The sequence below is a fragment of the Pseudarthrobacter sp. LT1 genome, from assembly GCF_035621795.1.
Classification (GTDB): Bacteria; Actinomycetota; Actinomycetes; order Actinomycetales; family Micrococcaceae; genus Arthrobacter.
The window spans coordinates 2,190,070-2,209,217 of the sequence record NZ_CP141830.1 but is presented as its reverse complement, the minus strand read 5'-3'; the positions used below and the strand labels follow the sequence as shown (position 1 = coordinate 2,209,217).

At 63.0% G+C, this 19,148-nt stretch carries 19 protein-coding genes and 3 pseudogenes; 13 read left to right on the top strand and 9 right to left on the bottom strand.

Going from position 1 to position 19,148, the window contains the following annotated elements:
* Positions 1–3: 3 nt before the first annotated feature.
* From VIK36_RS10355 to VIK36_RS10340, 4 genes are all read right to left on the bottom strand, one after another.
* Positions 4–336 carry a helix-turn-helix domain-containing protein gene (locus VIK36_RS10355; protein WP_071416681.1) on the bottom strand — a complete coding sequence of 111 codons (333 nt, stop codon included), beginning with the start codon at positions 334–336 and terminating at the stop codon, positions 4–6.
* Complete coding sequence (locus VIK36_RS10350; protein WP_242703055.1) at positions 333–1,466, bottom strand: tyrosine-type recombinase/integrase; 1,134 nt, start codon at positions 1,464–1,466, stop codon at positions 333–335. The genes VIK36_RS10355 and VIK36_RS10350 overlap by 4 nt, the downstream gene beginning before the upstream one ends.
* Positions 1,467–1,797: 331 nt before the next feature.
* Positions 1,798–2,109 carry a CHY zinc finger protein gene (locus VIK36_RS10345; protein WP_255175577.1) on the bottom strand — a complete coding sequence of 104 codons (312 nt, stop codon included), beginning with the start codon at positions 2,107–2,109 and terminating at the stop codon, positions 1,798–1,800.
* A gap of 19 nt (positions 2,110–2,128) precedes the next feature.
* Complete coding sequence (locus VIK36_RS10340; protein WP_324645102.1) at positions 2,129–2,770, bottom strand: biotin transporter BioY; 642 nt, start codon at positions 2,768–2,770, stop codon at positions 2,129–2,131.
* Positions 2,771–2,916: 146 nt separating this feature from the next.
* On the opposite strand from VIK36_RS10340, the pseudogene VIK36_RS22105 reads away from it, so the two are divergent.
* Both VIK36_RS22105 and VIK36_RS10335 read left to right on the top strand, forming a co-directional pair.
* A pseudogene (locus VIK36_RS22105) lies at positions 2,917–3,246 on the top strand (recombinase family protein); the annotation flags it as partial.
* A gap of 62 nt (positions 3,247–3,308) precedes the next feature.
* A complete protein-coding gene (locus VIK36_RS10335; RefSeq protein ID WP_324645101.1) occupies positions 3,309–3,773 on the top strand; it encodes a DUF2382 domain-containing protein in 465 nt (154 codons plus the stop codon).
* A gap of 207 nt (positions 3,774–3,980) precedes the next feature.
* Here the strand turns inward: VIK36_RS10335 and VIK36_RS10330 are convergent, their stop codons facing one another.
* The gene (locus VIK36_RS10330) at positions 3,981–4,460 is read right to left on the bottom strand and encodes a hypothetical protein (RefSeq protein WP_324645100.1); all 480 of its coding nucleotides are present in this window, start codon (positions 4,458–4,460) and stop codon (positions 3,981–3,983) included.
* 411 nt (positions 4,461–4,871) lie between these two features.
* Between VIK36_RS10330 and VIK36_RS10325 the strand changes: the two genes are divergently transcribed.
* Positions 4,872–5,063: a hypothetical protein gene (locus VIK36_RS10325; RefSeq protein ID WP_255175442.1), complete on the top strand. Its 192-nt coding sequence runs from the start codon at positions 4,872–4,874 to the stop codon at positions 5,061–5,063.
* 28 nt (positions 5,064–5,091) lie between these two features.
* Positions 5,092–5,442 (top strand): hypothetical protein, encoded by a 351-nt coding sequence (locus VIK36_RS10320; RefSeq protein WP_255175441.1) that lies wholly within the window; start codon positions 5,092–5,094, stop codon positions 5,440–5,442.
* 56 nt (positions 5,443–5,498) lie between these two features.
* On the opposite strand, the pseudogene VIK36_RS22100 reads toward VIK36_RS10320, so the two are convergent.
* Positions 5,499–6,020, bottom strand: a pseudogene (locus VIK36_RS22100) (hypothetical protein).
* A 483-nt stretch (positions 6,021–6,503) separates the two neighbouring features.
* Between VIK36_RS22100 and VIK36_RS10315 the strand changes: the two are divergent.
* The 7 genes from VIK36_RS10315 to VIK36_RS10285 all read left to right on the top strand — a co-directional run bounded on the left by VIK36_RS10315 (position 6,504) and on the right by VIK36_RS10285 (position 12,126).
* Positions 6,504–7,130: an HD domain-containing protein gene (locus VIK36_RS10315; protein ID WP_324645098.1), complete on the top strand. Its 627-nt coding sequence runs from the start codon at positions 6,504–6,506 to the stop codon at positions 7,128–7,130.
* Between the two features lie 111 nt (positions 7,131–7,241).
* A complete protein-coding gene (locus tag VIK36_RS10310; RefSeq protein WP_255175439.1) occupies positions 7,242–8,225 on the top strand; it encodes a GlxA family transcriptional regulator in 984 nt (327 codons plus the stop codon).
* Positions 8,226–8,348: 123 nt separating this feature from the next.
* Positions 8,349–8,651, top strand: coding sequence for a tautomerase family protein (locus tag VIK36_RS10305; protein WP_255175438.1), 303 nt, complete (start codon positions 8,349–8,351; stop codon positions 8,649–8,651).
* A gap of 149 nt (positions 8,652–8,800) precedes the next feature.
* Positions 8,801–9,634: an alpha/beta hydrolase gene (locus tag VIK36_RS10300; protein WP_324645097.1), complete on the top strand. Its 834-nt coding sequence runs from the start codon at positions 8,801–8,803 to the stop codon at positions 9,632–9,634.
* Between the two features lie 90 nt (positions 9,635–9,724).
* Positions 9,725–10,282, top strand: a complete 558-nt coding sequence (locus tag VIK36_RS10295; RefSeq protein WP_255175437.1) for an NAD(P)H-dependent oxidoreductase — start codon at positions 9,725–9,727, stop codon at positions 10,280–10,282.
* Positions 10,283–10,321: 39 nt separating this feature from the next.
* Positions 10,322–11,326 (top strand): quinone oxidoreductase family protein, encoded by a 1,005-nt coding sequence (locus VIK36_RS10290; protein ID WP_324645095.1) that lies wholly within the window; start codon positions 10,322–10,324, stop codon positions 11,324–11,326.
* Positions 11,327–11,373: 47 nt separating this feature from the next.
* Positions 11,374–12,126, top strand: a complete 753-nt coding sequence (locus VIK36_RS10285; RefSeq protein WP_324645093.1) for an SDR family oxidoreductase — start codon at positions 11,374–11,376, stop codon at positions 12,124–12,126.
* 178 nt (positions 12,127–12,304) lie between these two features.
* Here VIK36_RS10285 and VIK36_RS10280 read toward each other — a convergent pair whose 3' ends face one another.
* Both VIK36_RS10280 and VIK36_RS10275 read right to left on the bottom strand, forming a co-directional pair.
* Positions 12,305–13,159 (bottom strand): 3-hydroxyacyl-CoA dehydrogenase, encoded by an 855-nt coding sequence (locus tag VIK36_RS10280; protein ID WP_324645092.1) that lies wholly within the window; start codon positions 13,157–13,159, stop codon positions 12,305–12,307.
* Between the two features lie 23 nt (positions 13,160–13,182).
* Positions 13,183–13,815, bottom strand: a complete 633-nt coding sequence (locus tag VIK36_RS10275; RefSeq protein ID WP_324645091.1) for a TetR/AcrR family transcriptional regulator — start codon at positions 13,813–13,815, stop codon at positions 13,183–13,185.
* 69 nt (positions 13,816–13,884) lie between these two features.
* Here VIK36_RS10275 and VIK36_RS10270 point away from each other — a divergent pair, with 69 nt between their 5' ends.
* Both VIK36_RS10270 and VIK36_RS10265 read left to right on the top strand, forming a co-directional pair.
* A complete protein-coding gene (locus tag VIK36_RS10270; protein ID WP_324645090.1) occupies positions 13,885–16,293 on the top strand; it encodes an alpha/beta fold hydrolase in 2,409 nt (802 codons plus the stop codon).
* A 55-nt stretch (positions 16,294–16,348) separates the two neighbouring features.
* Positions 16,349–17,130 (top strand): annotated as a pseudogene (locus VIK36_RS10265) (alanine dehydrogenase); the annotation flags it as partial.
* A 162-nt stretch (positions 17,131–17,292) separates the two neighbouring features.
* Here the strand turns inward: VIK36_RS10265 and VIK36_RS10260 are convergent.
* Entirely contained in the window at positions 17,293–17,793 is a 501-nt protein-coding gene (locus VIK36_RS10260; protein ID WP_324645089.1) for a hypothetical protein, read from the bottom strand.
* Positions 17,794–19,148 lie beyond the last annotated feature (1,355 nt).

The following is a 19,148-nucleotide window of genomic DNA, read 5'->3' as shown; positions in this document are numbered from 1 at the left end:
GCGCTACTCGTCGAGGATGTTTGCGCGCCGCGGCCGCACGCTGCGGTCGAGCGAGACAACGTTCGGCGGGGAAGCGGTGCCCGTCTTGCGCACGCGTACATCCGTCGCCGTCGTCGTGAACAGGTCCGTCGACTCGCACTCGAAGATGTCGCACAGCGCCGCGATCAACATCAGGGAGACGCGCTCCGGCCGCTGGTTCACCAGCCGGTACACCTGCGGTCGAGACAGATTGATGTCGCGCTCGGCCAGCAGGGGAATGAGATCCGTGGTGTTGTGCAGGCCTCGGGCGGCCATCAGCTCGGCCAGGCGCCACGTGTAGTCGACCTTGCGCTTCATGATGTTCCGTCCTCGGTCTTGCGGGCCATGGCTTCCTTCACCGTACGGTCCAAGGCGCTCCTGAGCGTGGAGCGCCTGAACTCGTCGGACACGAAGTGATAGATGCCGGTTGTCGCCCCGTGCTCATGGCCCATCTGGTCCTGCACGAACCGCGGGTCCCATCCAGCTTCGAGCAGGTGAGTGGCGTACGAACGACGGAACGAGTGGAGATCGAGCCCATCGGAGAATCCCAACTCCTCGCAGTAGCGCCGGACCCGTCGGATCAGAGTCGATTCGACGACCAGTCCGCCGCGTTCGCTGGGGAAGAGATCCAGGGTGCCCGGATCACCGCGGCCGTTGGCGAGCCAGTCCTCGATGATGCCGGGCGTCCACCGCCAGACAGTGAGAACGCTGCGCGGCTTGTGCGGCGAGGACCGCTTTGCCTTGCCGTAGCGGACCTTGCAGACGCCGAACGCGCCGAACTCTCGGGCGTGTGGGTTGCGGGCGAAGTCGACCGTTTGCAGGTGCCTCAACTCGTTGAACCGGAGCCCGTAGCCGTACGCGATCTTCATCATGACCGCGTCCCGGTAGGCGGCCTGCCAGCCCTTGCGGCCCGACTTGCCGATCCGTTCAACCTCGTCGTCGGCGTGGTCGAAGAGTTGACTGATCTCATCACGGGTGTACGGACGTTTCTTCGGGCGTCCGTCGTACTCCTGGACGTGGGGAGCGGTGTTCCAGTCGAAGAACACCTGCGCCGGGTGGGTGCCAAAGAACCGCTCGCACACGACGTCGAACCCGTAGTCGGGATTGCTGATGTAGCTAGTGAAGGCACGCAACGCGGAGTGGTAGCCGCGCAGCGTCGAGTGGGCAACGTGCTTCTGGGTGCGTAGGTCCGCCGAGAACTCCTCGACAAGCGCGGGCGTCCAGTTCCACGGGTCTTCGTTGACGTGGCTGATGAAGCGCTCGACCATCCGGAGCCGTTGGTCGATGGTCGCGAACTGCAGGTTGCGTGACAGCTGCTGGTTCCGCCAGCCCTCGAGCATCTTCTGGAGCACCTGCTCGTCGGGCCGGAGGACCGGCACCGACTCGACCAGGCGGACCCGTCCGGAGCCATCAACCTGCATCAAATCCTCCCGAGAATCCGGTTTCATCCAGTGATTCCATGATGCATCTGATGAGACGCCATCTGTGTTTGCGCAGGTCAACGGCGTGTCGCGGTGGCCGCGCAACGCCTGATCGTTCCGCCGCCACACACGGTTTGACGCCGTTACGACGACGTTCGGTGCTGCGTTTCCGCTGGTCAGAGCTGGGTTAAGTACGGCCAGCGGGGCAGTGAGTCAGCCGCCCGCGATTGATTCATCCGATGCAATACGCAGACTAGTGGCTGACAAAATCTTCATTATCGGCTATTAATCAGAACGAGCAGAAGGGGATTAGCGACTCGTGGACGCCGTCCCGTAGAGCTGCTGAAAGCGGTTCCGTTCAGCTCTGGAAGTAAAAATGCCTGTGGGCGGCACACCGCTCGTTCAGTCGAGCGGCACAGTTGGGGCACGATGTGGTCGCCAGATAAGCGTTTATGGACATCTCGCCTTTGCATACACCGCACAGCACTGCTGGCTCTGCCCACTCGTTCCTTGGCCATGTTTGGGTCGGGTGGTCTGCCTCCTCCTCGTGACAGAGATGGCAGGGATAGTACCGAAGACAGCACTTGAACTTTATGGCTATCACATCTACGTCAGTGTGATAGTGAATGCAGCGGGTTTGGTCGTCTACGGTCTTCCCGAAGATCCTCATAGCCATGCTCAGGCCTCGCTTACTTCACTCGGCGCACGAGGATGTCGGGGAAGGCCCTGTGGACGGCTACCGCGGCAGCGGATGCCAGTGCGTCCTTCAGGATGTCGCCCGGGTAGAAGATGAGGTCACTGGCGAAGGCAGCCTGCCATGACAGCTTGAGGTTGACCATCATGCCGAGTACGCCGAGCAGGTGCGATGCGACCACGGTGACCACGACCGCGGCGAGGAAGAGCCAAAGGCCGCGCCGTTTGGCGGGGAGGCGCCGGATGATTTGCTCGGCGGCTATGCCAACGAGCAGGGCGGCGAGGAGGAACCCCACGATGTATCCGGCGGATCCGCCGGCGAGGACGGCCAGGCCAGCCCGGCCGCCCGAGAAGATCGGCAGCCCGGCGAACGCAAGGAGCAGGTAGAGCGCTACCGCTGCGGCGGCACGTGATCCGCCAAGGACGAGGCCCGTCACCATGATGGCGAGGGTCTGCAGCGTGATCGGCACCCCGAAGCCGCCCACGGGAATGCCGGGGATGATCGCCGAGGCCGCGATCAACGCTGCGAACACGGAGATAAGCGCCAGCGACTGCGCATCCCACAATGGACGCGGCGTGCGGGGGTTGTTCTCGGCGGGGCGGCGCGGTGCCGACGTCGAGGTCGTCTGGTGGCTCATGGTTCCTCCTGTGAATGGTGGTCGGGTCCTCCGAAGAAGGCTACAGAGCCCTCTCGACGGTCATTTTGTAGCGAAGCCACGACTGCGCCGACGATCTATGGATCAATTGCCACAAACCAGCGACCTGCCCTGCAGAGCTCTCGTTCCAAGGCCTCACGCCCAGAGGTGTACGGGCCGAGTTCGTGAAGGAAAGCCTGGTCTTCGCCGGCGAGGACTCCCCCGTGGCCAACCTGCTCTCCGTCATGGGCACCTTCGCCCAGTTCGAACGTTCCCTGATCAGGGAACGGCAGCGAGAAAGATTGGCCAGTCGAAGCAGCAGGGAGCCCAGAATTGGCGGAAGATGGCCCTGACCCCCGAACGGGCAGCCGAACTCATGAATCGCGCTGAGAACCCTGTTCCGGGCCGTCCTGGGCCGCGACTACGGCATCAGCCGTGAAACGATCAATAAGTACCTTCGTCAAGCCAGGGCCACGTAGCCTGCGCAGGTCAGAATCATTGATCAGGGGCCTTAGCGGGATTTCGCAGTTTTAGCGATGCCATGAGAGCGTGTGTGCCCGTCTGGCAGGAGTTTTCTGTCAGTTCCCCGAATCGGCAGGTTGACAGAATCTCCGTTAGCGCCGTTCAGCCGTGGCTTGTACACGGTAGGGAATCGCGTCACTCGAGTGAAGGGCGTGCTCAGCGAACGGGGCGCGCCTTTCCCGTTTTCAAAGGAGAAACCGTCCCCGTCGAGCGCGTTCGGCCGGACAAGGACGTGGTCCGCGACGAGGAAACCGTCAGCGAAGAAGTCCGCAAGGAACACATCGACACAAACGGCATCGACGACGACCGACGCCAACAGCCTAAAGCAGGCTTACCCGCCTGCCCTGGCAGTGTGAACAGTGCCCCCGGAAGTGAACTTCTCCTTCCGGGGGCGTTTCATGTGCGCGATGACTCCTCATCCGATCGCGTCCGTTCCCGCCCATGCCTGCGCAGACTCTCCTCAAGGCACGCTTCGTACCAATAGACAGTCCCCGGCTCAGGCGCAGGAGTATCAAGGCTTCGGTAAAGAGCATCCAGCACCTGCGCCAGTTCCTCATTGGACAGGCTGGAGGTAACCGCGTCAGGACCCCTGGGATCGCTGATGATTCTGTGAAGCTGCGGGTCTGCTGTTAGGTGGCTGGGTGCCGTGACAGCGCCCGGATCGTTTTGCCGGCTCCCCCGGAACATGCTTCTACATCCGGCCGGAAGCCAGGTCTGCATCGACGTTGGGATCAGTGCGGTTGGCTTTCAGTTCCTCGGTGTTGACCCATGGTGATGATTCGGGCTTGGAAGCCTTCATGGACCGCCACACGGCTGCCCCGGCTCCAGCGGCGGCGAATCCTGCGATCAACCACCAGATCCGGGACGGGGACTTCCTGGTCTCGATCGGGGCCGGCGCAGCAGCTTGTGGCCCGACCCGCCTCAGTTGTTCATGGACCCTGGGAGTGATGGTTTCCACGCTGCCGGCTAGTTCATCCGCCAACCGCCGCAACAGCGCCTGGAGCCGCGGGGAGGCAGATTCGATGCCGGTATCGAGTCCGGCTACCGCTCTCTGGAGGGCTGCTTGGACGCCAGGGGTGGCCCATTCTCTGCCCTTGGCCAGCTGCGTCATGAGGTTCTCGGAAAGACGATGAACCTGCTCGGATTCCGTCAGTGGTTTTGCTGTCCGCATTGATGCCTCCTGTGGATGGTGGTGGGGACAGGCTAGGCCCACCGGAAGAGCCTGGGAAGGGCCTTTGGGGCTTTTTGACAGGGTTCTCGGGACGGAGACCAGCACAGTCACCGCCACGGTCAGCGAGGACTACGGAACCCAGGAAGACCGAGCACTTGCAAGGCGGCGGGATCGCGGATCACCTGCTGCACTTGGTGTTGCCGACAAGCGGAAAACGAAGCCTGTTGGACGATGCTTGGGCTTTCCAGCCGTGACTATGGTGGAGCTGGAACAGGCACCAGGTTATTGGATGCTGTCGCGCTTGGTGCTTCCTCGGCTGCGACAGGGATTGTGCCCATAAAGGTCCCCCTTGACCTGGCTCGTCCGGGGAGGAACCCCGGGCGTGTCGTTAGGGACACTCCAGGAAGACCATTGGATGCGGCGGAAGGGATTTCGTCCATCATCGGCACTTATTGTGGCAACCTTGAGGATGCAGCCAAGGAGCAGCAGTTGAATGAGCGCATCCCCGAGCGGCAGCAGGGCAGGCAGCGACGGGGCGTCAACAGCCGAATGGAGAGCCAGAAGACCACTCCGGTGACAAGGGGAACCAGTGGGCAACTTTGAATCATCCGCCTATAGGTCAGGCCAATGGATGAACAGCGACGGTGGCAACGACTGGGAACTGCGGGTCTCCGTTTACGACAGTGACATTGCCACCATCGAATACCAGCCCTCAGGCTCAGCCACCGGACGCTTCTTTCTGGGTTTCCAGCCCCGTGACTATTTCGACGACCCAAACGACCATGACCCCGTGGACCTGGCTGACGAATCCGAGAACTTCTCGGGGTGGGCCGCCTTGGTCCTGGGCAAGGACATCTCCCCGCAGGAAGTGCGGGCAATAATGGCAGAAGAAGACGTCGCTGAACCACTGGACACCTTCGTCGAAGACACGCTCAACAGGCTCCTGACCCGGTTGGACATGCCCCTGCCGCCGTGGCTGTGAACACCCCAACTGCACGCTTCCGCCTGCGCTGTCGGGGGCTGCCCTGGCTCCTCAGGTCAAAGTCCAGATCGAGGTCCCCGAAGACTCCCAGTTCCGGCCAGGTGGAGCCCACGGGCGCAGCCCCCAACGTCCGGGCGATGGGCATTCTGTCGACCGCGATGAGCTGGTCCAGGTCCAGGCCTGTTAGCTCCGCGATGTCCCGGATGAACGACCAGAAGGTGCCCGTCGGTGCAGGTAACTGCGAGTTTTTCGTGGAAGAGCCCCATGTCTCCCACCAGTGGATGGTGCAGAAGAGGTTTCCCTGCCACTTTCGGGCGCACATCGTGGCGGCCCCACAATGGCAGGAGGTAGGGACTGCTCTTTGACAGGTCAGAGACCAGCGCCTCAAGCGCGGGGTCCTTGACCCGCTCACCCACCGAGGCCCACAAGCCTGCGATGGTCACCGCGATGACCTGTTTTCAGTCTTCGTAAAGCTCCCGCTCGGCAGGGCCCAGAAACGCGTCTCGGAGCACGTTGGTCCCCACTTTGTTCCTGGGTGACAGGGCGACTGCCAATGGATTGGCAGCGGGGACGTTCATGAAGCGGTCCTGCACGAAGCCGGGGTGCGCCAAGCGGTGTAGATGCAGGGTCGAGGGTGGATCCAGGCGAAGGGCCCGGGCAAGGGCATCGAGGATCTGCGGTGACGGGTGGTGGTCTTTTCACTGCTCGAGCCACACACAATAATCGACGCTGATTCCCGCCAGTCCTGCGACCTCTTCACGCCGAAAATCCGGGACCCGACACCGGCCAAAGCCGAGACCAACGTCTTCCGGGCTAACAAGCCCCCGACGGGGCTGCAGGTATTGGCTGAAAGCCTGATTTGGCGCCACCTTCCCAATGTACGCTCGCCCTGGACAGGTGGCGGAGCCTCTCCGCGGTCCTTGGCGGCGCAAGGCGAGGACTCCTTTACGCTAAGAATTACCCCGCTAGGCGAAGTGTCCGACGATCTTCAGACTGTTTGGTTTGGGTAGTCCATGATGATGAGTGACACGCCGACCCCGCAGCAACGAAAAGGAAGATACATGACGAACTCAGGCACAAGAGGGTCCACTCCCCCGGATACCGAGGACGCCGTACTTGCTGCTGCCGAGGATTTGTTGGTTCAGCTCTTGCAGCCGCCCATCTTCAACCACAGCGCGCGGGTGTTCGAGTACGCCCGAGCCATCGCTGTCGGTGAGGGCTGCGCTGTTGATGTGGCAGCTCTGCGGATCGCTTCCCTCTTCCACGATGCCGGGACCGCTGATGAGTATGACGGCCCGCAGCGGTTTGAAGTCGAAGGCGCGGACGCGGCCGCGGCGTTCCTGACCACCCACGGATGGGAAGCCACCCGGGTTGACTCGGTCTGGGAAGCGATTGCGCTACACACCTCACCTCAGATCGCTGAACGCCGGGGACCGGTGGCAAGGTACCTCCGCCTTGGCGTTCGGGCCGACTTCGGGGACGACACCCTGCTGCCTCGCGCGGATAAGCACCGTTCCGAGGTCCAAGCGACGTATCCCCGGCTGATGATCGAGCAGTGCCTGGGCCAGAGAGTCGTTGACCAGGCACTGCGCAACCCGGAGAAGGCACCTCCATCCTCCTGTCCCGGTGGGCTGCTGCAGGCTCACCTGGGCACAAGCCGCGGCCAGGGGGTTAATCCTGCTTTCTAGCTTCTGGTCGAGCCGTTGCGAACTTATGGGTTCAGCATTCATGATGGGAAAGGCGCCCAAACGAGTGTTTGTAGGCGTGTGCAGCGCCGGATGCGAGAACTGCGGTGAGAAGTGAGTGAACGTGGCAGAACCATCGGGTTCCTGGTTCACGACAACGTCACGATGATGGACGTCGCCGGGCCAGCTGACGTGTTCCATCATGCCAATGCCTTTGGCGCCGACTATAAGACGGTTATGGTTTCAGCGGACGGCCAAGCCAAACGGGCTGCAAACGGCCACTATCTGATGGTGGAAACCACCGCCGCGCGGGCAGGTGCCCTGGACACAGTGCTCGTTCCTGGGGCCTACGGCATGGTGGCCAAGCCTTTCGAGCAGGAACTGGTCGACGCCGTTGCCCAACTGACGAACGATGCCAAAAGGATTGCATCCGTTTGCACTGGTGCTTTTCTCCTGGCGCACGCGGGTTTGTTGAACTACCGGAACGCGACAACGCACTGGACCCAGGTCGAGCGGTTCAGAAAGTCATTTCCCCTGGTTAACGTGGTCCCCGATGCGTTGTTTGTACAGGATGATCCGATCATCACTTCCGCTGGCATCAGTTCCGGCGTGGATCTGGCGTTGTTCATGGTTGAGGACGACTATGGTCCGGACGTAGCCCGCGCCGTCGTTCGGCAAATGGTCATATTCAACCAACGGCCCGGCGGCCAATCACAGCGCTCCGTGGCCGTCGGTGCGAGCACTTCCCGGGACCACGTCCTAAGGGAACTGCTGGACCGCATCACAGCTGAGCCAGCCGCCGACTACTCGATCGACGCCATGGCCGCCATGACAAATCTCAGCGCCAGCAGCCTTACCCGCAGGTTCCAAGAGGCAACCCGGACCAGTCCAGCACGGTATGTCGAAAAGGTACGCATCGAAGCCGCGCAGGCAATGCTCCAACGCGGAGCTACTGTTGCCACAACGGCAGCCGCAACCGGATTCGGAAGTGCAGAGACATTGAGGCGCGTTTTCACGCAAAAAGTCGGAATGAGTCCCTCCCTATATCTTGAGCGCCTCACGCCGCGCCACGACGGCACCGCACACCTCCCCACGTAACTTCTACAGCCTGACGCTAATTGTGGGTTTCCTGACGGAATCAGCGGGTCCGCTGATTCCTTCCAGGAACGATGCTTGACGTACCGGGGCAAACCGGAGCACCCACAACAAAAGGAGAAGGCCATGCCCTTCGTAAACGTCAAGCTCGTCGACGGGGTATTCACCGAAGACGAAAAGCACCGTATGGCGGCAGCACTGACCGACGTAATGGTGCAGTTCGAAGGGTCCGAAGCTTTCCGCGAGGTCGTCTGGGTCCTCATCGAAGAACTGCACACTGACGGTTGGCACATCGGCGGTCTTCCCTTCCGGGGACCAGCCAGCCTGATGGACGGCCTCGCACGTTCCAAGGGCCTCTACGAGTCCATCGATGGCCATCCGCTGACCCGGACCGAACTGGCCGAAAAAGCACCCGTTCGGGACAAGTAACCGGCCTGAAGGTTCAGTGACGCATCTGCTTGGGTAATGCGCCCTCGTCGAACCGGACAGCCAGCCCTTACCAGCCACATCTCTCAATTCGATGTGCAGACAGCTGGAGAACCACCGTTCGTTCTCCCCTCAAGAAAAGAAACAGAATTATGGCTTTCATCAAAGTCGGTATGGAAAACAGCACGGACGTCGAGCTTTACTATGAGGACCACGGCACGGGGCAGCCGGTTGTCCTGATCCATGGCTACCCGCTGGATGGCGGGTCATGGGAGAAACAAAGCGCAGCCCTCCTGAAGGCCGGCTACCGCGTCATCACCTACGACCGCCGGGGCTTCGGCAAGTCAAGCAAACCGACCACCGGCTACGACTACGACACCTTCGCCGCAGACCTCAACACCGTCCTCGAAACCTTGGACCTGCAGAAGGTCGTCCTGGTTGGCTTCTCGATGGGCACCGGCGAAGTGGGACGGTACATCCGCACTTACGGCGAGGCACGGATAGCCAAGGCAGCGTTCCTTGCTTCCCTCGAACCATTCCTCCTGCAAACCGAGGACAACGCCACCGGCGTTCCTTCCTCAGTGTTCGACGGCATCCGCAACGCCGCCACCGAAGACCGCTACGCCTGGTTCGCCCGTTTCTATGAGGATTTCTTCAACACCGACACCTTCCTTGGAAGTCGTCTCAGCGAGGAAGCCCTGCGCAGCGCATGGAACGTTGCGGCCCGCTCCTCCTGGTACGCCTCGTTCGCTGTCGTCGACTCGTGGCTAACGGACTTCCGTGCCGACGTCGGGAAGATCACCGTCCCGGCCCTGATTGTCCACGGAACGGAGGACCGCATCCTCCCAATAGGCGCAACAGGCCGACAGTTCACCAAGTGTGTTCCCTCCGCTGAGTACGTGGAGATCGAAGGCGCCCCGCACGGCATGCTCTGGACGCACAGTGGCGAGATCAACGAAATCCTGCTCCGCTTCCTGAACAAGTAACCCAGCCCTGGCACCCGACAGCAGGGTGTGGAACCGACCGCTGTCCACACTCTGCTGCGGCTTCCCCGCCAATGAAATGGAACCCCGACCATGACAGCTGTACATCACAAGACGCTGGTCCTTCTGGACCATCCCGACCTTTCCACTTCCCGTATCAACAGGGCTCTGGCAACCGCGCTCGAGGATGCACCGGGTCTTACTGTGCACGACCTGAGACGCCTCTACCCCGACGGCCACATCGACCTCGCTGCCGAGAGGGCCGCGGTGGAAGCGGCCGAGAACATCGTCCTGCAATACCCAACCCACTGGTACGCCCCTCCGGCATTCCTCAAAACCTGGCTCGACGAAGTGCTTGTCCGCGGCTGGGCCTACGGCACCGGAGCACCCGGAGCACTTGCAGGCAAAACACTCCGGGTCGCCACCAGCACCGGCGGCGCCGGGGAGGCTTACTCCCCGGAAGGCTTCCACGGGTGGGACTACAACGACATCCTCATCCCCCTGCAGGCCACAGCCCGCCGGCTCGGAATGCAATGGCTGAGCCCCTTCATCCTTCACGGCGTACGTGACCTGACGGACGAACAGCTGCAGGACCTGGCGCAGGACTACAGGAACCAGCTGTCGTTACGCACCGTGCCAGAGCACGTCTAAGCAATGCCGGCGAGAACCAACACCGATAGGACAACCACAATGAAAAGCATGTCGACCACGGCCTACGGCGGCCCCGAAGTCATCCAGGAAGTCCACCTTCCCACTCCCGAGCCGGCCGCGGGGGAAATAACGATTGACGTCCAGTACGCAGCCGTCGGCCTCATCGATGCCATCATCCGCCGAGGAACATTCGCCGACCTCGACTACGTCCCCAAGCCCACCTATGTACCGGGACTCGAAGTCACCGGGACGGTCCGCGCCCTCGGGGAAGGGGTTACCGGTCTCTCGATCGGTGAGCACGTCGCAACGGTGACCCTTCCGAACAGCGGAGGATACGCAGAAGTCGTAGCCGCCCCGGCCGCGCTGGTCGTCTCACTCGAAGGATCCGGCGCTGATCCGGTCCAGGTCGTCGCGGGACTTGGCAACGCCGCGACCGCCTATATGGCACTGACCGAGCTGGGCAACATCCGTGCCGGATCCCGCGTGCTGGTCCACGGCGTCATTGGCGGCCTCGCCTCCGCGTTTCCCGCCGTCGCCCGAATGCTCGGAGCCAGCCGGGTAGTTGGTACCGTCCGCACCAGGGACAAAGCTGAAGCTGCTATGTCTCTCGGGCTGGACCGTGTCATTGTCTCCGACGAATTTCCCGACGCCCTCCACGACGAAGCGTTCGATCTCGTTATCGACCCCGTAGGAGGAGAGCAGCGCCTCACCACACTGGACGTCATGGCACAGCATGCACGCATGCTTGTCGTCGGCAGCGCCGCACAGGACGGGGACACCATGGTCGACACCAACAGGATCTGGCGCAGCAACATCGGCATCCTGGGCTTCAGCGCCGGGCTGGCGCTCTCCGAAAATCCCGAACGCGGGGCAGCCGCCGGACGAACTGTCCTGCCTCTCATCGCAAGCGGTCAGCTGACCCTCCCGGTGAGCGTGCTCCCGTTGGAAGAAGCTGCCGAAGCGCACGCACAAATGGAAGCACGGACCGTCACGGGCAGGCTGATTCTTGCCGTAAGCAGCCATCAAACCATTGGAAAGTACTGACAAGGTGCGGCACACCCAGGCAGACCTGTCCTTTCCCGCATCCTCAAGTGAATGAGTATCAAAACATGAACCATGAAAACCAAAAGAACATCATCGTCACAGGTGCCAGCAGTGGCATCGGGGCAGCCACTTCACGCGCGCTGGCGGCCCAGGGCCACAGGGTATTCCTCGGCGCGCGGCGTGAGGATTCACTGCGGACCCTCGTGGCTGACATCCAGCGCGATGGAGGCCAGGCAGAATACCGCCGGCTCGACGTAACAGACCATGCCGACTTCAAGAATTTCGTGAAAGCCGCCGAAGAGCGCTTTGGTCCAGTCGACGTACTCGTGAACAACGCGGGTGTGATGCCGTTGTCCCCCGTGCATGATCTGCGCATCGAAGAGTGGAACTCCATGATCGATGTGAATCTGCGCGGCGTACTTCACGGTGTGGCAAGTGCTTTACCCGGCATGCGGTCCCGGCGGGCAGGCCACATCATCAATGTCGCCTCAGTCGCTGGCCTGCGCGTTGACCCGACCGCAGCAATCTACTGCGCTACAAAATACGCCGTCCGGGCCTTCTCCGAAGGGCTCCGCCAGGAGAACACCGACGTGCGCGTAACCGTGGTTTCGCCCGGCTTCACGCTGACTGAACTAACGGACCGGGGCGGCAATCCCGAAGTCCGAGCGGCTGCCCACGCCGCAGCCGAACAGTTCGGGATTCCCGCTACAGCTGCGGCCGACGTTATCGCCTTTGCCGTCGCGCAGCCAGCAAATGTCGACATCAATGAGCTCGTCGTCCGGCCGACCCTTCAGCAGTAGCCCCCAGCCCGACGTTTCGGGGTTGACACAGGAATAACTCGAGTTGACTGCTCGTGGGCCTCTCTATGCCAGGCCCACGAGCCACGTGGGGAGGAAGTATCCGCGCATCGGATGTCAGCGCGGCTACTACGCCAGAATCGAACAAGGCCGAACGAAATGAACACTTAAGGTCCGCGGCTCAGTACTTGTAGAAGCCCTCCCCCGAGGCGACGCCCAGCTTGCCCTGGTCGATGTAGTGCTCCTTCAGGTACTGGGCGAACGCCTGGGAACCGGCATCCGGCGAGGCCGAGGCGATGTTGTACGCCGTGGTGAGGCCGACGACGTCGTAGATCTGGAACGGTCCGCTCGGGGCCCCCGTGGCGATGCGCCAGGTCTTGTCAATGGTGTGCGGGTCGGCGACGCCCTGCAGCAGCAGGCCGGCGGCCGCGTTCAGCAGCGGAACCAGCAGCGAGTTCAGGACGTAGCCGGCCTTCTCCTTCTTGATCTCGATGGGTTCCAGTCCGCTGTTCCGGGCAAAGTCGACGACAGCGGCGAACACCGCCGGGTCCGTCTCCGCGGTGCCCATGACCTCAGCGATGTTCTGCGCCCAGATGTTGTTGGCGTAATGGAGCGCGAGGAAACGGTCCGGGCGTCCGGTGAAGTCTTTCAAGTCACTGGGCAGCAGGGTGGACGAGTTAGTCGCGAAGATGGACTTGGCCGGCGCCAGCTCCGCGAGCTTGCGGTAGGCGTCGCGTTTGAGTTCCAGCAGTTCGGGAACGGCTTCGATCACGAGGTCCGCGTCGACGACGGCGTCCCCGAGGTCTGCGGTGAGGCGGAGGTTTGCCAGGGCTGCTTCGGTCTTGCCCTCGGAGGTGCCGGCTGCCTGTGCCCGGTAGATGCCGGCGAGGCGGGTGAAACGGTCCCGCGCCTTGGCAAGCGCGTCCTCGTCGACGTCGTAGGCGGTGACCGCGAAACCGTGGAATGCGGCCTGGAAGGCGATCTGGGAGCCGAGCACTCCGGTGCCGAGCACGGTGAGCGTCTTGATGGAGGGCATTATCGTTTCCTTTCGGCGCGGGCCTAGCGGCTGCCGGGGTTGTCGGACCCGTAAATACTGCGGATCCAGATGGTTGACAGAACGTCCAGGGCGGCGGTCTCCGCGATGGCGGGACTCTCCCGGTTGAGGACAGCGGTAATGACCCGTTCGTTCATCAGGTTCAGGCTCACCGCGAGGTCGTGCGCGTCGATGCCCGCCGGCGCGGCCCCGCGGGCCTGCTCGGCACGGATGACGTCGCTTGAGAAGTCGACCCAGGACTGCATCGATTTGGACCACAGCCTGCGCACCTCGTCGTTGCGGGGGCCCGCCCCGATGGCGGCGGTCGACACAGCGCGGTGCGAGACAAACACCTCAACGAACATTCCGATGGAACGGGTCCACGCACCCGCGGGGTCGCTCTCGAAATCGCGCGGCAGGTGCCCCACCCGGTGCTCAACCTCGGTGATGACCCGGTCCAGCAGGGCCAGCAGCACGGCATCTTTCGAGGGGAAGTAGAAGTAGAACGTGGGGCGCGAAATGCCGGCACCCCGGGCCAGATCCTCGATGGAGACGTCGTCAAAGGCACGGCTGGCCAGGAGTGCCTCCGCGGTGACCAGGATTGCGTCCTGCCGCTCATCACCCGAAACCCTCGCACTGCGTCTTCCTCTTTGAGCCATGCGCCCATCCTAGCCGCGGCTCTCAACACTGTGTTGACTATCTCAACATTAAGTCGATAACTTGGCGGCATGAGCGAGCACGTGGATGTGTTGATTGTCGGCGCCGGGCTGAGCGGCGTGGGTTTCGCCAGCCGGCTGAAGCGCGAGGTACCCGGAAAAACCTTCACCGTACTGGAGTCGCGGAACGCCGTCGGGGGGACCTGGGACCTGTTCCGGTACCCCGGGATCCGGTCCGACAGCGACATGTACACGCTCGGCTACTCCTTCCGGCCCTGGGCCGGCGCCAAGGCGATCGCGGACGGCGAGTCCATCCGCGAGTACATCGAGGCAACGGTCGCCGACGAGGGCCTGGCGCCGCGTATCCGGCTAAACACCCGGGTCATGTCCGCCGCATGGTCAAGCGAAACCGCACTGTGGACCGTGACGGCGGTCCACACCTCCGGAGGCGAGTTCCGGTCCGGCGACACCGCCTCCACCCCCGAGCCGGTCACCTTCACCTGCTCGTTCCTGTCCGTCTGTTCCGGCTACTACCGCTATGACGAGGGCTTCACCCCGGCCATCGACGGGGCCGACACCTTTGCCGGAACGATCGTCCACCCGCAGCACTGGCCGGCCGACCTCGACTATGAGGGAAAGCAGGTGGTGGTCATCGGCAGCGGCGCCACGGCCGTGACGCTGGTGCCGTCCATGGCAAAGTCGGCGGCCAAGGTGACGATGCTGCAGCGCTCCCCCACCTACATCGCCCCCGTGCCCGCGCGGGACCACCTGGCCGACCGCCTCCGGGGCAAGCTGCCCGCGCAACTGGCGTACGACGTCGTACGCTTCAAGAACATTCTCTTCTCCATGTTCACCTACCAGCTCAGCCGACGGCGGCCCGAGACGATGAAGGCGATCCTGCGCAAGTCGGCAACAGCCAAACTGCCGGCGGGCTTCCCGGTGGACACGCACCTGGCCCCGTCGTACCAGCCGTGGGACCAGCGGGTCTGTGCGATCCCCAACGGGGACCTGTACAGGGCGATCAGTGCCGGCACTGCCGGGATCGTGACCGACACGATCTCCCGGATCACCCCGGACGGGATTGACCTGGTCTCCGGCACATCGCTGCCCGCCGACGTCATTGTCACGGCGACGGGACTGAACTTGCTGGTGATCGGCGGCATGAAGCTCTCCGTCGACGGCGAGCCCGTGGATGTCGGCAGAACCCTCACCTACAAGGGCATGATGCTGGAGGGCGTCCCGAATTTCGCCCTCACCATCGGCTACACCAACGCGTCCTGGACTCTGAAGGCGGACCTGGTCGCCGGCTATATCTGCAGGCTGGTCAAGCAGCTCGACCGCAGGAACCTCCAGTGGGTGGTACCCGTGGCACCCGCCGACGTCGCCAACGGCACGCTGTCCTCACTGATCGACCTGAAGGCCGGCTACATTTTCCGCGGCGCCGACCAATTGCCCCGGCAGGGCGCAGGTTCGCCGTGGCGGCTGCACCAGAACTACTTCCGCGACTTCGCCCTGCTCCGGGCGGGCAGGCTGACCGACCACGTCCGGTTCGGCCGGCGCGGGCAGCCGGTGCGGGAAACCGTCCGGCAACCCGCGACCCCGGCCAGGGATGCCCTCGCGCTGCCGGGAACGGGCCATGTCACCGTCGCGGGGACACGCCTGCGCTACCGGAGGACCGGCAGCGGGGATCCGGTCCTCCTGCTCCACGGCATCGGCCAGAGCCTCGAGGACTGGAACGAACAGCACGAGCGGCTCTCGGACCGCCACACGGTCTACAGCGTCGACCTTCCCGGCTTCGCGTACTCCGAACGGCTCCCCGGCACGACGACGCTCGCGAAGCTGGCCGGGATCCTGCCGGCCTTCCTGGACGCCGTCGGGGTTTCCGGGCCGCTGCCCGTGATGGGCAACTCACTCGGCGGTGCCGTGGCCATGAAGCTGGCCGCCGACCATCCGGACCGCGTCTCCGCGCTCGTGCTGGCCAACAGCGCCGGATTCGGCAAGGAAGTGGCACTGGTCCTTCGCCTCCTTTCGGTCCGCCCGCTCGCGGCCCTGCTCCTGCGGCCCGACGAGAAAGCATCACGCCGGACCGTCCAGTCGCTCTTCTACGACAAAGCGCTGGTCACGGACGACCGCATCGGCCACGCGCTCGCCCTGTCGCAGCGGGAGGCGCACCGCCGGACGCTGCTCGACGTCGCCCGCGACCTGGGAACGGTCTCCGGTGTCCGGGCCGAGTGGCGCACCGCTCTGATCGGAGCGCTCGCCAAGTCCGACGTTCCGGCGCTGGTGGTGTGGGGCGACCACGACCACATCCTGCCGTTCAGCCACCTTGAAGCGGCCGCCGCGGCGCTGCCCCGCGCCGAGTCGCACGTCTTCGCCAAGACCGGACACATGCCGCAGATCGAACGGCCTGACGAGTTCGCGGCCGTAGTCGAGGACTTCCTCACAAGGGTCTCCGCAGACCGTCAGGCGGCAAGCATCTAAGGGCGCTTCTCGACGTCGGCGAGTCGCTGTTTCGGCAGGAGCTCCCCTACATTTCATCACCCAGATGGCAATCGATAAGAAGCTCACGCTGATCGCCTTCGAGGCGATGAACCACTGGGCCAGCGACGGCGGATTCGGGCTGCACGTGTTCCACAAAAACAACGAACTGGCCGGCTACTGCTCCGTGCTTCACTCCCTGGCCCTGACCGGCTCCACCGGAGACTACGGCCCGAGACTCAGCGCCGTCGTCATAGGCTTCGGCGCGACCGCACGGGGTGCCATCACCGCCCTCAACGCCCACGGCATTCATGACGTCCAAGTCCTGACCAACCGCGGGGTGGCGGCCGTGGGTTCGCCCATCCATTCGGTGCGGATTGTCCAGTTCGATCACGACCCCAAAGCGCCGTTCCTCAGCGAGGTCATCACCGAACGCGGGCGGGTCCTGTTGGCTCCGTTCTTGGCCGAAAGCGACATGGTGGTCAACTGCACCTTGCAAAACCCCAACGCACCCTTGACCTACCTTCGGACCGAGGACCTGGACGCTTTCCGGCCCGGCAGCCTGATCGTGGATGTGAGCCAATGTTCACCGTGGGTAACCACATCAATTCCTACGCGGTGGGCCACCGCCCCTCCTGCCTCTGGAAGTCCTCCAGTTGGGAAATCAGCGAAGCCCTGCTGCCCTTCCTGGAAACCGTGATCTCCGGTCCCACTGCCTGGGCAGGAAACGAAACCATCAGCCGCGCGATCGAAATCCGCGACGGCGTGATCCTGAACCAGGAGGTGCTGCAGTTCCAGCAACGGGAACCGGACTACCCGCACTCCCCACGGCCCGCCTGAAGGCTACGTCACCCTGTAGCCCGCCTTGGACGGCCGGTTGTCCGCCTTCGCGTGTAGCGCGCCCGCTGTGATGACCCCGGACCGGCGAAAGAGCTGGGACTACTACCCCGGGCGCGCTGCGTGCTCGAAAACCACGAAGCCATTAGTGTCATCATCCCCTGATCAGTACATCTGATCGGGGCCCCGCGCAGCAGCATTGCCGATTAAGGGACCCTGTCCGGACTGGTAGGCAGACGCGATGGCTGGTTCCAGTTCCTCGATCACGGTATGGTTCCCCGGGAGAACCACATGGGCGAGAAATTCTGATTCGAGCGTAGCAACACCGGCGGCCACCGCTGCGAGTTTGGCGTCTGTCGACAAGGCGAAAGCGTGCCAAAACCTTCGCGCGACGAGTTCTAGGGCTTTTGTTGTAACTTCCCGGCCAGGGACCGCCGAGACGTCACCTTGTACAGCGGGAATTCCATGAGGCTGCGGTAAAGAGATGAGGATGCGGAACTGTCTTCCGCAGGCCCTGAACGCGATGGCGCTGAGGCGCCCGCGTTGATTGAAAAGAACATCCGTGGCCCCAAAGTCCAAGAGCGCCCGCTCGACGTGTTCTCGTGAATCCCCAACGCTGAAGGAGTCACCACGGGTGTAAAAACTCCGGCTATCAAAAGTTGCCATCGTCCAACTATGCGCCCTTGGGAGCCCCTCGGCTGCGCCAGAGTACCTGCGGACGAAATAAAGTTCCAGGAACGATCTTCTTGGAGAACTTCATGTGCAACGTGGTTGCCCGCGCCTAGTGTGGGGTGTGCCGGCACATGCCGCGCAACTACCCTCAGGGAGAGTGCATGAACTCCAACCAGTCCAGCTCTGAACAATTCATGCTGTACCTGAAAAGTCTGGGTGGTTCAGAGGCTGACGTCACCGGACCTGGGTGCATGGTATGTGATGAAGACACCGTGGAGAGCGTAGTCTCGCGAATGAGGAGGGAGAGGCACGGACGCGGCAATGACCTTGTGGAGCCTGTAATTCTTCAGGCCTCCGCGCAGGTCCTGATCAGTAGGCGCGACCAGACGGCCCCAGCAGCCAGTCCGGGGGACTGTCAAGCGGATGCCCACCACCGTGATGCGGGCACAAACCAGGGAAACCATTCAGTCCGTGAAGAGCCTGAAAGACACTAAGTTTCGGGCAGGGAATGGCTGGATGCCCATGCTGGTGTTACCTACTACTCGGCCGCTGCCGCCAGCACCGGGCCGGGAACTGGGACACTCGCTTCCAACCTTGGATGCATCGTCGCCTGGTATCGCTAAACGCTCTGCCGCAGAATGAGAGACAGCCTCGACCGATCGTCGGGAAAGGAAACAAGTCTCCCCATCCCCGGCTGCCATTCGGCTCCGTCCAGCAGCCGTAACTACCTCCAGCCAGTAGCCGTGAAGGATGGCCCGTTCGCTATTAAGCAGTAGTACGCGCATGCTGGTCTAGAGCAAAGCGATGAATTGGTCTAGCCAATGGCCTTGGAATCGTGAACCTCAGGCGCTGATTAACGACGAGTTACAGTTCCCTATCGGATCCGTTACGCAGTCAGCGGTTTCGACGGACTGCGTCCGAGCCCCGGGCAATGTCCTTTCGAGAATCAACGTGTCCAGCGCCCCGGGGCGCGAATATCAAGTCCTATGCCACATGAGTGAACCGCCAATTCGGCGCCTACCGGAGCATCGTCGAAGACAAACATGTCGAGGCGGTCCGGAGTCCTTCGACGGCGCGTCCTGGACCCAACAGCCGGCCCGGCCACGCGGACAGTCTCCAGTTCGGCAGCACGGGCAGGCTTCGGTGCTGGTCATCGGCGTTGCCTGCCTCAACAACAGTGCAGACCGCCCTGCTGCCAAGGTCAGCGAGGGCGGTGAAGATTCTGGTACCGGCGCCGATGATGCCTGGGACGCCACCGCGTCGTTTGGAGGCCCCGCGCCGTCAGGGTGAGAGCTCAGGGCCTGCGCGGGTGCAGCTTGGCGCCCGGCTCCACTGAGAGCACCTCGGAA

What these genes read in the sequence shown, in the direction of transcription:
- VIK36_RS10355 (WP_071416681.1), bottom strand. Translation starts at nt 336, where the DNA reads ATGAAGCGCAAGGTCGACTACACGTGGCGCCTGGCCGAGCTGATGGCC.
- VIK36_RS10350 (WP_242703055.1), bottom strand. Translation starts at nt 1,466, where the DNA reads ATGAAACCGGATTCTCGGGAGGATTTGATGCAGGTTGATGGCTCCGGA.
- VIK36_RS10345 (WP_255175577.1), bottom strand. Translation starts at nt 2,109, where the DNA reads ATGAGGATCTTCGGGAAGACCGTAGACGACCAAACCCGCTGCATTCAC.
- VIK36_RS10340 (WP_324645102.1), bottom strand. Translation starts at nt 2,770, where the DNA reads ATGAGCCACCAGACGACCTCGACGTCGGCACCGCGCCGCCCCGCCGAG.
- VIK36_RS10335 (WP_324645101.1), top strand. Translation starts at nt 3,309, where the DNA reads ATGAGAGCGTGTGTGCCCGTCTGGCAGGAGTTTTCTGTCAGTTCCCCG.
- VIK36_RS10330 (WP_324645100.1), bottom strand. Translation starts at nt 4,460, where the DNA reads ATGCGGACAGCAAAACCACTGACGGAATCCGAGCAGGTTCATCGTCTT.
- VIK36_RS10320 (WP_255175441.1), top strand. Translation starts at nt 5,092, where the DNA reads ATGAACAGCGACGGTGGCAACGACTGGGAACTGCGGGTCTCCGTTTAC.
- VIK36_RS10315 (WP_324645098.1), top strand. Translation starts at nt 6,504, where the DNA reads ATGACGAACTCAGGCACAAGAGGGTCCACTCCCCCGGATACCGAGGAC.
- VIK36_RS10305 (WP_255175438.1), top strand. Translation starts at nt 8,349, where the DNA reads ATGCCCTTCGTAAACGTCAAGCTCGTCGACGGGGTATTCACCGAAGAC.
- VIK36_RS10300 (WP_324645097.1), top strand. Translation starts at nt 8,801, where the DNA reads ATGGCTTTCATCAAAGTCGGTATGGAAAACAGCACGGACGTCGAGCTT.
- VIK36_RS10295 (WP_255175437.1), top strand. Translation starts at nt 9,725, where the DNA reads ATGACAGCTGTACATCACAAGACGCTGGTCCTTCTGGACCATCCCGAC.
- VIK36_RS10290 (WP_324645095.1), top strand. Translation starts at nt 10,322, where the DNA reads ATGAAAAGCATGTCGACCACGGCCTACGGCGGCCCCGAAGTCATCCAG.
- VIK36_RS10280 (WP_324645092.1), bottom strand. Translation starts at nt 13,159, where the DNA reads ATGCCCTCCATCAAGACGCTCACCGTGCTCGGCACCGGAGTGCTCGGC.
- VIK36_RS10275 (WP_324645091.1), bottom strand. Translation starts at nt 13,815, where the DNA reads ATGGCTCAAAGAGGAAGACGCAGTGCGAGGGTTTCGGGTGATGAGCGG.
- VIK36_RS10270 (WP_324645090.1), top strand. Translation starts at nt 13,885, where the DNA reads ATGAGCGAGCACGTGGATGTGTTGATTGTCGGCGCCGGGCTGAGCGGC.
- VIK36_RS10260 (WP_324645089.1), bottom strand. Translation starts at nt 17,793, where the DNA reads ATGGCAACTTTTGATAGCCGGAGTTTTTACACCCGTGGTGACTCCTTC.